Genomic DNA, 12,604 nt, shown 5'->3' on the forward strand with positions numbered 1-12,604 from the left:
GCACCAGTGTCGACCCCGGGACCCCCTGCAGAGGTCGCTCGTGGTCTCAGCCGCATTGGTGTCGAGCCTATGCAGCCAGTGGCCCGGGCATGTGGTCCATTTGAAGCGTGGCTAACTGGGCCAATCGTTGAATGGATCTGCACCTGGACCTTGGGTCGGGTCTGGGCGTACACCATCGTGTTCGAGTAGCGAAGGCGCCGCTCACGCCGCGACGGCAGCGGCTCCAGGCGCTCCCACAGTCTTGGGAACAGAGCCAGCCGGTCCTTGAGCGGGGTCAGGCGGGCAACGTCCTCGACGAGGAGGGGTGGCTTCACCGTAGGCGTGGTTGCTCGATGGTGAAGGCGTGGCCGGCGTGGGTCAGCCGCAGCAGCCGCGCCAGGCGTGTGGGACTGCGCACAGCCGGAGTTCGCTGCCGGCCTCCTTGGCCGCGCGGGCGGCGGCCAGCAGCGCGGACAGGCCGGTGCAATCGCAGAAGGAGAGCCCCGCGCAGTCGACCTCTACACGCCTGTGCCTGCTCACGGCGTCGCGGAGGGTGTCCCGGACCGTGGGGGCGGTGACGACGTCGAGGTCCCCCGCCACGGTCACCCGGCAGCAGCCGGGTGGTGCCGTGGACGTCAACACGGATCGTGTCGTACACGGGCGCCCCCTTCCAGGCCTGGCCGCGCTGTGGCGCGGGGGGCGGGCGGGCCGTGGCTTCACCGTACGCCGCCAGGGCCCGGCGGCGGCAGGAGGGGCTGCTGTCGTGCCGTGGCGTCGGCCAGCTGCCGACGGGCCACATACAGCGCCGTGTCCAGCTGGCGCCTGCCGGTCACCACACAGAGCGTGTACGTCGCGTCCTCAAGCTGGCGGGCGGTCTGCTCGCTGCTGTTCGATGCCGCGCGCCGCCGGAGCGTCTCGCACCGCTCGACCAGCTCCAGCAGAAGCGAAGGGTGGGCCATCACCGCCACGGCCGCCTCCCTGCAACCTGTTGGGTCCTCCCTCATTCACTCCAACGGTCGCAGTCGTGAGTGCCAGCTGCACCTTGAGGGCGCACGACGGCCCCGATCCGCCGGGCGGGGGATCTCGGGGGCCGTCACACGCTCAACGCTCCGGCCCGCCAGGAGTTACGTTTCGGCACCGCGCGACCCCGGCAGCCAGGGAGGCCGCCTTCCACGACCGCGCCCGCCTGAGTCGGCCGCCATCGATCCGAATTGCAAGCCGACGCCCGCGCGGGCCCCTCGGTTGTAATACGCCGGTCCCCCGCGGGTAGCTCGCTGCACAACGGGGCGGCTCGGGTCGGGCACATAGCTGTACTGCTGATCAATGACACGGCATGACGAGGATGGTCGTGCCGTCGCGTGGGAGTGCGTCTTCGACAGAGTTTCCCCGCTGGGCCACGGGTACCCGGGCGGCGCAATGGAGAGCGCCGAGAGGAGGCGTCATGGCTCAGCATGTACGTGACATCATGACCAGCCAGCTGGTGGCGGTGGAACCGCAGACGTCGGTGACGACGGTGGCGCAGAAGATGCGTGATGAAAACATCGGCGCCGTCCTGGTTGCGGAGGGCGATGAGCTGCGCGGTCTGGTCAGCGACCGCGACCTCGTGGTGCGTGCGCTGGCCGAGGGCGGCGACCCGGAGCAGAAGACTGTCGCCTCGGCCTGCAGCGACGATCTCGTGACCGTGGGGCCTGACGAGGACGTCGATCGTGCGGTGGAGCTCATGCGTGAGCACTCCGTCCGCCGCCTGCCGGTCGTCGAGGGCGGTCACCCTGTGGGCATCGTTTCTCTCGGCGACCTGGCGATCGAGCGGGATGCGGAGTCGGCGCTCGGAGATATCAGCGCGGCCAAGCCAAATCGGTAGGGTCTGCAAAGTGCCGGAGCGGGCAGGACGCTGAGCGATATGGCAGCTGTCAGGCGACGGCTGCCTGGCTTCGCGTGCCGGTGCTGTGCCGGGTGCGGTGCAGTCCTTCAGGGTGCAGTCCTTCAGAGGGGCTGGCTGCCCGGTGGACGTCTGCTGGATGTGTCTGGTTCGGCGTGGTGCGTGGAGGCTTTCGCGACCTGCTTGAGCGCCGATGTCGTGGCGGGGTCACCGACCTTGGCGGGTTGTTCGTGAACGTGGTTTTCGGGGCGGTCGTGGTGGAAATGGGAGGGTGCCAGCTGGTCGCCGGGACCGTAGCGCTCGGTGTCGGTGTTTTTCGCAGGGGCAGGGCTGGGGCCGGCCGCAGCGGACGGCCTGTCGTCCTTGGCCGTGCGGAGCCGGGGCCCTGTCGTCTCGGCTGTCTCTTCGTATGGGGTTTGTCCGGGGCGTGGCTGGGTCAGCCAGGCGACGGCCGCACCGGTGAGAGCCAGGGGCCATTCCACCACCCCGGTGATGCCGAGCACCCCGGCTCCGGTGTAGACCGCTATGCGGCGGCCGCGGGGGGAGATGGCTCCGATCCAGTCCAGTGCACTGCCAGCGGCCTTGCCTACCTGCTCGGCACCGGGCAAGCGACGAAGGCCCAAGCGGACGGCCCGCAAGGGTTGAGGAAGATCCGATGAAGGTGCCTTGATCTGGCTCATATCGAGCTCCCTTCGAGTTTTCCAAGGGGACGCCGACCCCCCGAGTTTCCCGATGTCACACCGCATATGCCGTGCGCGGCAGTGCGAGGTTTCCGAGGGGCTGGCTCTCGATCCGCAAGAAGAGCGCCGCCTGACTGCCTCCACCGGAGCATGCTGCGATCACTGAACGCCCTCTCCTGCAGGCGGCCAACGCGGGTCCGGGCGAGGCTGGTGACATGGCTGAACGATGCTCTTCGATCCCATGCCACCTGTGATGCGAGGCGAGCCCACGCGTGATGGGCGGGCTCGCCGGTACGACACGTGGTCAGCTGGCGATCTCGATGCGCCTGGGCTTGGCCTTCTCAGCCTTGGGGGCCTTGACAGTGAGCACACCGTCGGCGAGGTCGGCGGTGACGTGCTCTTCGTCGGTGTCCTGCGGCAGGGTCACCCGGTAGTCGAACCGGCCGGTGCGCCGGGTGCGGTGGCGCAGCACGCCGGTGCGTTCCTTTTCCGTGATCTCGCCGTGCACGGACAGCTCGCCGGCGTTCAGCTCGACGGTGATGTCGTCCTTCTTCACACCGGGCAGGTCGGCTTCGAGGAGGTAGGCGTCGTCGGTCTCCTCCAGATCGGCCAGCGGCGCCCAAGCCCCACCGAGCCGGCCGCCACCTGGAACGGCCGTCTGCCACAGCTGTCCCATGCGCTCATACAGGTCCTGGAATTCGCTGAACGGGTCCCAGACGGGACTGCTCTGCTCACGTCGCACAGGAAGCGACATTTTTCCGATCATCTCCTTCCGAAAGGCTCCCGGCCATGGCGCGCCACGGCCGTCTCGCGTTCCGGAAGTCCCCCTGACCGGGACCTCCACTGTTCATAATCGGCGCATTACGCCTCATATTCCACATGTTCTTACGCGGGAGTAGGCACCGGACAAGATCGAGGAGTGATGGACGGCGATGAGGTACGACGAGTTTGTGGCCAGCGTCCGTGAGCGGGGCGAGTACACCGACCAGGAGGAGGCGGAGAAAGTCACCACCGCGGTCCTTCAGGTCCTGACCCAGCGGATCACGCCGGGTGAGGCGGCGGACCTGGCCGCGCAGCTGCCCGAACCGCTGCGCGCGCCGCTGACGGGCGACGGCCAGCGGCAGGCGGAGGGCTTCGGAGTCGAGACGTTCTGCGAGCGCGTCGCTGAACGCATCGGGGCCCGCCCCCGCACCGCCGAGTGGGACGCGAGCGCGGTGCTGTCGACCCTGGCCGATGCCGTCTCCGGCGGAGAGCTGAACCAGATCATCAGCCAGCTGCCGTCCGGCTACGCCGCCCTGTTCGGCAAGCCGGACCTGGCCGACTGACGTTCCCGCCGCGCCCGGGATGCCGGGCTACAGGGCGCGCCGGGGGCGCGGCCATCGGGGGCAATCCATCGCAAGGCGTGGCCATCGACGTGCCGGGTACTGGCATTGAGGTCGGAGAGCGGTCATCGTGCGGCCGTGCCGGTGTGAACCACCTCTAGGTAATCGTGGTGGGCTGGCCGGTGGGTATCGTCCCGCTTGGGCATGAACGCGATCCCGACTCCGCTCTGGCGGACATCACCGCCTGCCCAACGAGTAGTCTCCTCTGGTCCCTGGTCCCTGGTCCCTGGTCCCTGGCCCCTGGCCCGAGGCCCCGCGGGCTGGCGTGACCCCGGACGCCACCGACGAGGAGCGAGCCTGGAGCGAGGTGCTGCTCGCGGCCACGCTGCAGGGCGCGATCTTCGCCGCGGTCAAGGCCGCCGTCGACCGCGGCGGCGCCACCGCCACCCGCGGCCTGACCGGCGCCTGGCCCGGCTGACTCCACACCAGAGGGTGCCGGCAAGACGCACCGACCCCGAGCCGACGGAACGCCTCGCACGGCCCTCGACGGCGTCCGCGACCAGGTACCGACGTTGTGAGTGATCTTCTTCCCTCGGTCGAGACAACCCGGCGGGGCAGTGCCTGGTGGTGAGGAACGACGGGGCGATGGACTATGTCTCCTAGCCGATGCTCCGTGAGTGGTGTCGAACCGGGAGGGTCCAAGTGCGCATGAAATGGGATGCGTTCGTTGCAGCGGTTCAGGAGCGTGGAGAGTATTCGTCTCAGGCGGAGGCCGAACGGGCTGCCCGCGTGGTCCTGGCCCTGCTCGGCGCGCACTTGGTGGGAGAAGTACGCAATGAGCTTGCCGCCCGGCTGCCCGAAACCATGGCCTTGATTCTGCTCAACCCGCTTCAAAGCCATGAACCACTGCAGCCCGAGCGGTTCATCCGGGCAACCGCGGCCTGGATCGATGGCGCGACCGAAGGGACGGCGGCGTGGGACGTCAGTGCCGTCCTCAGCGTCGTGTCCGACATCGCGGGCGAAGACCTGATGAACCAGGTCCTGCTGCAGCTTCCCCCCGGCTATGACCTGCTCTTCGGCCGCCCTCGGCCGCTCTGAGCGGGAGCAGACCCCTCCCGAGTCAGCAGTCGGCCGTTCGACCGTCCGGGCGAGGGGAGACGACCCAGCGGCAGGTGCGCCGGGGGTGCCGACGTGAGTCAGGACCGGCTCGGGCGCTCCGGCTCGCCGCCGTCGGCGTCGAACACCTTGGTGAAGGTGGCACCGCACCGGCAGCGCGAGTACTCGACCAGTTCCCCGTCTTCCGACACGCTCAGCCCCTGACTGAGTCGCACATGCACATGATCAACCATGAGGAGCTGCTTTCCTTGGCACCCGTCGTCCGCCTCATCGTGGGTGCTGGCCGCTTCCGCTGGCAATGCCGCAGCTCACACAGTGCACGAGTGCGACCACGGTGCTTCATCGCCTGGCCGGGATCCGGCCGTGCCGCGAAACACGGGGACGAGGGTGAGCCGAATGCGGTGGCCGTCTCCCACATGTCTCGAGCTTGACCAGGTCGATCATGATGTTTCCGTGGACGGTGATCGGCTCGCGTTTGCGGCTGGGGATGGCCGGCGGCGTGCAGCATCGGCGTGGTGTGCCGCTCGGGGCGATGGCCGCCTTCGGCCGGGACGCGGCTGCGCGGTGCTTCGCTATCGCCGGGGGCAGCGGGAGGGGGTGGCGGGCCACGAGGCGCTCGACTCAGCGCCTCCAGCAGCAGGGCGGAGCACCTTCGCAGCAGGGCGGAGCATCTTGCGGGGTGTACGGAGAGGGAACGGGCGTGTTGTCGCGGTAGAAGACCTCCCACTCGGCATCGAGTGCGTCCCGGTAGCGCTGCAGTCGTAGTCGACGCTCCAGCGGTGCCAGCACGAGCCACAGGTGAACTCCACGCGTTCTACGGCAAGTTCGGTTATCACGGCCCGACACCTCCTGTCCGATCAGGAAGAGTGGTCCCGGGCGCCGCAAGGGCGGCGTCGAGGGACGGGAAGACGGGCAGGGCCTCGGCGAGCCCGCTGCTGCGCAGGAGCCGCCGCAACCGTCCTTCGGGGCATACCAGGCGCAGCTCCCCCTGATCCTCCTCCAGCAAGGCGCGGACGGATATGAGGGCACGGAGGCCTTCGGCGTCGGCCCAGGTCAGCTCGGACAGGTCCACGATCAGGTTGAGCAGGTGCCGGTGCTTGGCGGTGACCGCGGCCACGAAGTCGCACAGCTCTTGGGCGGTGGCCGTGTCCAGGGTCCCTTTGATCTCTACCACGGCCCAGCCGTTCTCCCAGTGCGAGGCGAGGAACAGAGCCATGGTCCTCACTCCTGCCGCTCAACACCTGCCATGGGCCGCCGCACGCGCGACGTTCTGGCGGGTGCGGCGACCTTAAGCCGTGTCATCGATGCTGTGCTCTGCCCTTGCGGGCCCCTCCTCCTTTCTCCCTCACCGTCTTTTGTCTCGCGCGGCGGTCAGCCCTCGATCCGCTTCGCCTCCGCCTCGCCCCGGCTGATCTCGATGCGGCGCGGCTTGGCCTGCTCCATCACTGGGATGCGCAGGGTGAGCACGCCGGTGTCGTAGCTGGCGGTGACCTTCTCCAGATCGAGGGTGTCGCCCAGGAAGAGCTGGCGGCTGAAGACGCCGTGCGGCCGCTCGGCGACGAGGAGCTCGGTGTCCTCGGCGTCCGGGGCGGGCCGCTCCGCCCGTACGGTCAGGATGTTGCGTTCCACGTTGAGGTCGACGCTGTCGGGGTCGACGCCGGGCAGGTCGAAGTGGACGACGAAGGCGTCCCCGCTCTGGTAGGCGTCCATCGGCATCGCGGCCGGCCGGGCAAGGGTGCCGAATACCTGCTGGGTGAGCCGGTCGAGGTCCCGGAAGGGGTCCGTGCGGATGAGGACCATCGGTCAACTCCTTTCGCCTGGTGGGATCCGCCTGTTCGGCGGTCTGCCCTTCCGGGCTCCGGGAGCCCGGAGTGCCTTCACCACACCCCTATACCCCACTAACAGAGACTTGACAAGAGAGCGCTCAAGTTTTATTCAGACTACGTAAGCAAGTAGGTCCGAAACCGCAGCTCGCAGCAGGCGGGAGGGTGACCTGATGGAGGTGCCGGATCTGTATGCGGTGCTGGGGGTGGAACCCTCGGCCACGGTCGAAGTGATCACCTCGGCCTTCCGCGCCCGGGTACGCGAACTGCGCCCCGACACCCGGGTGGATGCCGTCACGGCGGAACAGTTCGGGCAGGTGCACTCGGCGTACGAGACGCTGCGCGACCCGGTGCAACGCACGGCGTACGACCAGAAGTACGAGCGGACGTACCGCCTCCCGGACGGACCGAAGCGGACTCCGGTGCCGCCCCGGCCGCCGCGCCGGTACGTCGTCGTACTCGGCACGACGGTCCCTGAACCGCCCCTGCGCGCGGGGCCGGTCCGCTGGGAGCCCAGCCGGTGACAGGCCCCTGACCGGCAGGGCACATGAGGAGGGAGAACTTTACGATGGCGCGTTCGGTCGGTATCGACCTCGGTACGACGAACTCGGTGGTCTCGGTCCTCGAGGGCGGCGAGCCCACCGTCATCACGAACACAGAGGGAGGGCGGACCACCCCGTCGGTCGTGGCCTTCGCCAAGAAAGGCGAGGTGCTGGTCGGCGAGGTGGCCAAGCGGCAGGCGGTGACGAACGTGGAGCGCACCGCGCGCTCGGTCAAGCGGCATATGGGGGATCACGCGTGGCGGTTCCCGGGAGACGGTGACATCGACGGTAAGCGGTACACCGCGCAGGAAATCTCCGCGCGCGTGCTGCAGAAGCTGAAGCGGGACGCGGAGGCGTACCTGGGCGAGGACGTCACCGACGCCGTGGTCACCGTGCCCGCGTACTTCGACGACGCCCAGCGGCAGGCGACCAAGGAGGCCGGTGAGATCGCGGGTCTGAACGTGCTGCGGATCATCAACGAGCCGACGGCGGCGGCGCTGGCGTACGGCCTCGACAAGGAGAACGATCAGACCGTCCTCGTCTTCGACCTGGGTGGCGGCACCTTCGACGTGTCGCTGCTGGAGATGGGCGAAGGCGTCATCGAGGTCAAGGCGACCAACGGTGACACCCACCTCGGCGGCGACGACTGGGACCAGCGGATCGTCGACCACCTGGTCAAGCAGTTCAAGAACCACTACGGTGTCGACCTGTCCAGGGACAAGATGGCCGTGCAGCGGCTGCGCGAGGCCGCCGAGAAGGCCAAGATCGAGCTGTCCAGCTCGACCGAGACGAACATCAATCTGCCGTACATCACCGCCTCCGCCGAGGGACCGCTGCACCTGGATGAAAAACTCACCCGTGCCCAGTTCCAGCAACTTACGGCGGATCTGCTGGAGCGCTGCAAGGACCCGTTCCACCACGCGATCAAGGACGCCGGGATCAAGGTGTCCGACATCAACCACGTGGTCCTGGTGGGCGGTTCCACGCGCATGCCGGCGGTGACCGAGCTGGTGAAGGAGCTGACCGGCAAGGTTCCGCACAAGGGCGTCAACCCGGACGAGGTCGTGGCCGTCGGCGCCTCGCTGCAGGCAGGTGTCCTGAAGGGCGAGGTCAAGGACGTCCTGCTGCTCGACGTCACCCCGCTGTCCCTCGGCATCGAGACCAAGGGCGGCATCATGACCAAGCTCATCGAGCGCAACACCACGATCCCGACCCGCCGTTCGGAGATCTTCACCACCGCTGAGGACAACCAGCCCTCGGTCACCATCCAGGTCTACCAGGGCGAACGCGAGATCGCCGCCTACAACAAGAAGCTCGGCATGTTCGAGCTGACCGGCATCGCGCCCGCCCCGCGCGGGGTGCCGCAGATCGAGGTCGCCTTCGACATCGACGCCAACGGCATCATGCACGTCTCCGCCAAGGACCTGGGCACCGGCAAGGAACAGAAGATGACCGTCACCGGCGGCTCCGCCCTGCCCAAGGATGACATCGACCGCATGGTCCGCGAGGCGGAGCAGCACGCCGAGGAGGACCGCCGGCGCCGGGAGGCCACGGAGACGCGGAACCAGGGCGAGCAGCTCGTCTACTCGAGCGAGAAGCTCATCAGGGACAATGCGGACAAGATCCCAGCCGATGCGAAGAGTGAGACGGAGACGGCGCTGGCCGACCTGAAGGAGAAGCTCAAAGACGAGAGCGCGGACACGGCGGCGATCCGGCAGGCGATCGACCGTACGGCTCAGGCCGCGCAGAAGATCGGTACGGCGCTGTATGAGAAGTCGCGGGCCGAGCAGCCGGCGGGTGCGGCCGGGACGTCCGCCAGCGGTACGAGCGGTGGATCCGAGGACGAGGTGGTGGACGCCGAGATCGTCGACGACGACAAGCCGGAGGCTGGCTGACAATGACCGGGAGCGGGCCGCAGGGCACCGAACTGCAACGACTGCGGCGCCTGGTGGAGGAGCGGACCGCCGACCTGCAGCGGGTGAAGGCCGAGTACGACAACTACCGCAAGCGGGTCCGGCGGGACCGCCTGGCCGTACGCGAGATCGCAGCGGCCAACGTCATCCGGGCACTGCTGCCCGTGTTGGACGCCGTCGACCGGGCATGCGCGCACGAGCCGTTCACGCCGGGGCTGAAAGACATCGCCGACAGCCTGCAGGAGCAGCTCGGCTCGCTGGGCGTCACCTCCTTCGGGGACGAGGGCGACCCGTTCGATCCCGCCTGCCACGACGCCGTGACGCACCACATCTCCCCGACCGCCGACCACCTGGTCTGCTCGACGGTCCTACGGACCGGCTACCGGCTTGGCGACCACCTGCTGCGCCCGGCCCGTGTGGAGGTCACCGGGCCGACTCCCCTGGCGAGGGATCCGCTCGGGCCCGACCCCGGCTCAGGCCCCTGCGCGCCTGGAGATGCACCGCCCTTCCCCATCGCGCGTAGCTGAACAGAGCTCAGGGCGCCCATCGGCAGCGGCCTCCGTCCAAGCGACCCCTGCTCGTGGGCCACGGTCTTCACCGTGCACGGCGAGCACAGGGGCGCGCCCCAGGCGGTGACCGTCGATCTGGACCCCGACGGATTCGGCCTCTCCGGGATCGGGACACCGAAGGTCGAACCGACCGTGTGATCCCTGCGCGGCCCGGCATGGCCGACTGGCCGCGGGGCCGCAGAGGGCACAGCATCACGCCGTCCCCGAGGAGGCCGCAGGCGCCGGCCTCAGGCCCGCACAGGAGCCGACTGGGCAAGTGGGCGCGGCCGCCGTCCAGGAGCCGCAGAGCGGGGCGCAGCTTCAATTCTTCCCCTGGACGGGGCGCGCCGCCGTCCGCGCCGGTCGGCGGTAGGGCGTGCTTCGCGCGCCCTACCGCCTCGCCGCGTGCCCGGTGACCGCTCCGCGCCCACCGGGACGCGTGCTTCGCGCGCTCACGTGCTGCGGGGTGCGGCAGTCGGTCCCGGTGCGCTTCGCGCCCTGCTCCCTCGCTGCGCGCTGCCGCATCCCTTGCCCGCGGATGCTGCGCGCCAGGGGGCGCCGGCTCGCCCAGCGACGTGCCCCGGCCAGGTGCCCCCGAACCCGTCGTGGCCAGGGGAAATACCCGGAAGAAAGATCGCATAACCCCTACAAAAACATGATGTGAATGCGGTATATTTCACCCTCTACCGCCCCAGCATGCTGCCGTACATCGGCGACGTCGTACTCACCGGCACCCCGGACGCCGACGGCAACGCGGGCGGACTCAGCCACACCCAGGCCCTCGCGCTGACCGAACTGTTCGGCGGGGAAGCAGACGTCATCCACACCTACACCCGCGCCCAGGCCATCGCCGACGAAGCCCTGGTGGAGGTCCCGGCCGAACTGGCCCGCGAGGCGGGCTTCACGGTCGGCAACATGCGCCGGCCCCACCGCTACCACCGCGGCCTCCTCAGGGCCTTCTACATGTCCGCCATGGCCAGCATCAGATTCTGCCCCGCCTCGCGCACCTACTACGACCGCAAGCACGCCGAGGGCAAGAACCACAAGCAGGCCGTGCTCTCCCTCGCCCGCCGCCGAGCCAACGTTCTCTGGGCCATGATTCGTGATGGATCGCTCTACCAGCCATCACAACCAGTCACGGCCTCGGCTTGACAACGACATTGGGAAGTTTCTCTACTTCCGTAAAGGTCTCGGGCATCGGGCGGATCTGATTGACAGCCGCAAGGTCATCTTCCGGCGAAGATGCCCCCACCGATACGATCCCCTGTCAGCCTCGTGCCCGGGCATGAATACGGGGAACTGGAAAGCGCTTTGACCACCGACGGAGGGCGCCATGGGGGACACGGTTCAGGCTGGCGAGGTGATCGGGCGCCGTTACACGCTGGTCCGCATTCTCGGGGCCGGAGGATTCGGCCAGGTGTGGCTCGCCCACGACGAGGACCTGAACGTCAAGGTCGCCCTGAAGCAGGTGCGCTTGCCGGGCTCGGCCACGCCCGAGGAGCAGCGGCAACGCATCGCCCGCGCGGTGCGGGAGGCGCAGCACGCCGCCCGGCTGCGCGACCACCCCAACATCGTCACCGTCCATGACGCCTTTGAGTACGACGGCAGTCCGTGGATCGTGATGCAGTATGTCGACGGCCGCTCGCTGGCCGAGGAGCTACGGCAGCACGGGCGCCTGCCGATCGACCAGGTCGCCAGAATCGCCGAGGCGGTTCTATCGGCACTGGATGCCGCACACAAGGCGGACATCGTGCACCGCGACGTCAAACCAGCGAATGTGCTGCTCGCCGCCGACGGGCAGGTTCTGCTCACGGACTTCGGCATCGCTGTCGCCCCCACCGACGCCACGCTCACCGCCTCCAGCGTGGTCATCGGCTCGCCCGGCTATGTGGCGCCCGAGCGGTGGCAGGGCGCCGAACCGGGTCCGGCAGCCGACCTGTTCGCCCTTGGAGTGACCTTGTACGAGGCGGTCGAGGGTGAGTCGCCTTTCGTGCGGCAGAATCCGGTCGCGGCCCTGACCGAGGAGCCGCGGCCGCCCCTGCACGCGGGGCGGCTCGGCTCGCTCCTGCTGCGCCTACTGGAGAAGGCTCCCGCCCGGCGGCCCGATGCCGCCGCCGCCCACGCCCTGCTCCGGGCCGATCCGGAAACCTCCCACACGCCCACCAAGGTCATCACCATGCAGCGGCCCACGGAGAAGGCACCCGAGCGGCCAGTGTCCGGCGAACCCGCGACGATCACCAGCGGCCGGATGGAGACCGTCAAGGCGCGCGGCATCAAGTCGGCCGACTCCTGGGGCATGTTCTTTGCAGTATTCAGCGCGATCCTGGTGCTGGTACTAGCGCTTGCCGGCGTCGGCACGATCGCCGACGACCCCGGCGTGGCCAAGAGCGTCGGGATCGCCTTCGTGGCCGGTTCGGTCGGCGGCTACTTCCTTGGCTGGGTGCGTGGCGCCTGGGACGGGCTGTTCGGCGAGCTGGACAGCCTCACGGTCAGCCCCAGCGGCCTGATCGTCACCGGCGAGCACCCGGCCGAGTACAAGTGGGGCGACCTGAACGCCGTAAGGCTCAAGCGATCCGGCGGCACCGCGACGCTGGTCGCCCACGTGCGCCCGGAACGGGTGTCCGATACGAAGTGGCGACAGAAACACCCGGCCAAGATCGAGGGCAGCAGGTCCGAGATATTCGTCGGACGAGGCATCCCTGCAAGCGACGCCGGTCGCGTGATGGCCGCGCTCTCCCACCACGCCGGCAACCTGTACAGCGGCCCGTCCAGCCTGCCCTGACGGCCCGGTCCTCCCGAAGC

At 68.9% G+C, this 12,604-nt stretch carries 14 protein-coding genes and 2 pseudogenes; 9 read left to right on the forward strand and 7 right to left on the reverse strand.

The window, feature by feature from the left end:
• Positions 1-357 precede the first annotated feature (357 nt).
• On the reverse strand, positions 358-621 hold the full coding sequence (locus tag ACZ7GZ_RS37320) for an STAS domain-containing protein (protein ID WP_471031421.1): 264 nt from the start codon (positions 619-621) through the stop codon (positions 358-360).
• A gap of 74 nt (positions 622-695) precedes the next feature.
• Positions 696-938 carry a DUF5133 domain-containing protein gene (locus tag ACZ7GZ_RS37325; protein ID WP_471031493.1) on the reverse strand — a complete coding sequence of 81 codons (243 nt, stop codon included), beginning with the start codon at positions 936-938 and terminating at the stop codon, positions 696-698.
• A gap of 482 nt (positions 939-1,420) precedes the next feature.
• On the opposite strand from ACZ7GZ_RS37325, the gene ACZ7GZ_RS37330 reads away from it, so the two are divergent.
• A complete protein-coding gene (locus tag ACZ7GZ_RS37330) occupies positions 1,421-1,840 on the forward strand; it encodes a CBS domain-containing protein (RefSeq protein ID WP_471031423.1) in 420 nt (139 codons plus the stop codon).
• Between the two features lie 122 nt (positions 1,841-1,962).
• Here the strand turns inward: ACZ7GZ_RS37330 and ACZ7GZ_RS37335 are convergent, their stop codons facing one another.
• Positions 1,963-2,538: a hypothetical protein gene (locus ACZ7GZ_RS37335; RefSeq protein ID WP_471031424.1), complete on the reverse strand. Its 576-nt coding sequence runs from the start codon at positions 2,536-2,538 to the stop codon at positions 1,963-1,965.
• 304 nt (positions 2,539-2,842) lie between these two features.
• Positions 2,843-3,292: an Hsp20/alpha crystallin family protein gene (locus ACZ7GZ_RS37340; protein ID WP_471031425.1), complete on the reverse strand. Its 450-nt coding sequence runs from the start codon at positions 3,290-3,292 to the stop codon at positions 2,843-2,845.
• Positions 3,293-3,470: 178 nt separating this feature from the next.
• On the opposite strand from ACZ7GZ_RS37340, the gene ACZ7GZ_RS37345 reads away from it, so the two are divergent.
• The 3 genes and pseudogenes from ACZ7GZ_RS37345 to ACZ7GZ_RS37355 all read left to right on the forward strand — a co-directional run bounded on the left by ACZ7GZ_RS37345 (position 3,471) and on the right by ACZ7GZ_RS37355 (position 4,958).
• A complete protein-coding gene (locus tag ACZ7GZ_RS37345) occupies positions 3,471-3,863 on the forward strand; it encodes a DUF2267 domain-containing protein (RefSeq protein ID WP_471031427.1) in 393 nt (130 codons plus the stop codon).
• Between the two features lie 328 nt (positions 3,864-4,191).
• A pseudogene (locus ACZ7GZ_RS37350) lies at positions 4,192-4,338 on the forward strand (DUF4235 domain-containing protein); the annotation flags it as partial.
• 230 nt (positions 4,339-4,568) lie between these two features.
• Positions 4,569-4,958, forward strand: coding sequence for a DUF2267 domain-containing protein (locus ACZ7GZ_RS37355; RefSeq protein WP_471031495.1), 390 nt, complete (start codon positions 4,569-4,571; stop codon positions 4,956-4,958).
• Between the two features lie 98 nt (positions 4,959-5,056).
• Here ACZ7GZ_RS37355 and ACZ7GZ_RS37360 read toward each other — a convergent pair whose 3' ends face one another.
• The 3 genes from ACZ7GZ_RS37360 to ACZ7GZ_RS37370 all read right to left on the reverse strand — a co-directional run bounded on the left by ACZ7GZ_RS37360 (position 5,057) and on the right by ACZ7GZ_RS37370 (position 6,776).
• On the reverse strand, positions 5,057-5,191 hold the full coding sequence (locus ACZ7GZ_RS37360; protein WP_471031429.1) for a hypothetical protein: 135 nt from the start codon (positions 5,189-5,191) through the stop codon (positions 5,057-5,059).
• 617 nt (positions 5,192-5,808) lie between these two features.
• Positions 5,809-6,192 (reverse strand): STAS domain-containing protein, encoded by a 384-nt coding sequence (locus ACZ7GZ_RS37365; RefSeq protein WP_471031432.1) that lies wholly within the window; start codon positions 6,190-6,192, stop codon positions 5,809-5,811.
• A 155-nt stretch (positions 6,193-6,347) separates the two neighbouring features.
• Positions 6,348-6,776, reverse strand: a complete 429-nt coding sequence (locus tag ACZ7GZ_RS37370; protein ID WP_471031434.1) for an Hsp20/alpha crystallin family protein — start codon at positions 6,774-6,776, stop codon at positions 6,348-6,350.
• A 196-nt stretch (positions 6,777-6,972) separates the two neighbouring features.
• Between ACZ7GZ_RS37370 and ACZ7GZ_RS37375 the strand changes: the two genes are divergently transcribed.
• From ACZ7GZ_RS37375 to ACZ7GZ_RS37395, 5 genes and pseudogenes are all read left to right on the forward strand, one after another.
• The gene (locus tag ACZ7GZ_RS37375; protein ID WP_471031436.1) at positions 6,973-7,323 is read left to right on the forward strand and encodes a J domain-containing protein; all 351 of its coding nucleotides are present in this window, start codon (positions 6,973-6,975) and stop codon (positions 7,321-7,323) included.
• 44 nt (positions 7,324-7,367) lie between these two features.
• Positions 7,368-9,236: a molecular chaperone DnaK gene (gene dnaK / locus ACZ7GZ_RS37380; RefSeq protein WP_471031438.1), complete on the forward strand. Its 1,869-nt coding sequence runs from the start codon at positions 7,368-7,370 to the stop codon at positions 9,234-9,236.
• Positions 9,237-9,238: 2 nt separating this feature from the next.
• Positions 9,239-9,781 (forward strand): nucleotide exchange factor GrpE, encoded by a 543-nt coding sequence (gene grpE, locus ACZ7GZ_RS37385; protein ID WP_471031441.1) that lies wholly within the window; start codon positions 9,239-9,241, stop codon positions 9,779-9,781.
• 966 nt (positions 9,782-10,747) lie between these two features.
• Positions 10,748-10,954: pseudogene (locus ACZ7GZ_RS37390) on the forward strand (IS110 family transposase); the annotation flags it as partial.
• A 181-nt stretch (positions 10,955-11,135) separates the two neighbouring features.
• Complete coding sequence (locus ACZ7GZ_RS37395) at positions 11,136-12,584, forward strand: serine/threonine-protein kinase (RefSeq protein ID WP_471031443.1); 1,449 nt, start codon at positions 11,136-11,138, stop codon at positions 12,582-12,584.
• The last annotated feature ends 20 nt before the right edge of the window (positions 12,585-12,604 follow it).

The sequence above is a fragment of the Streptomyces sp. NPDC037288 genome, assembly GCF_055603265.1.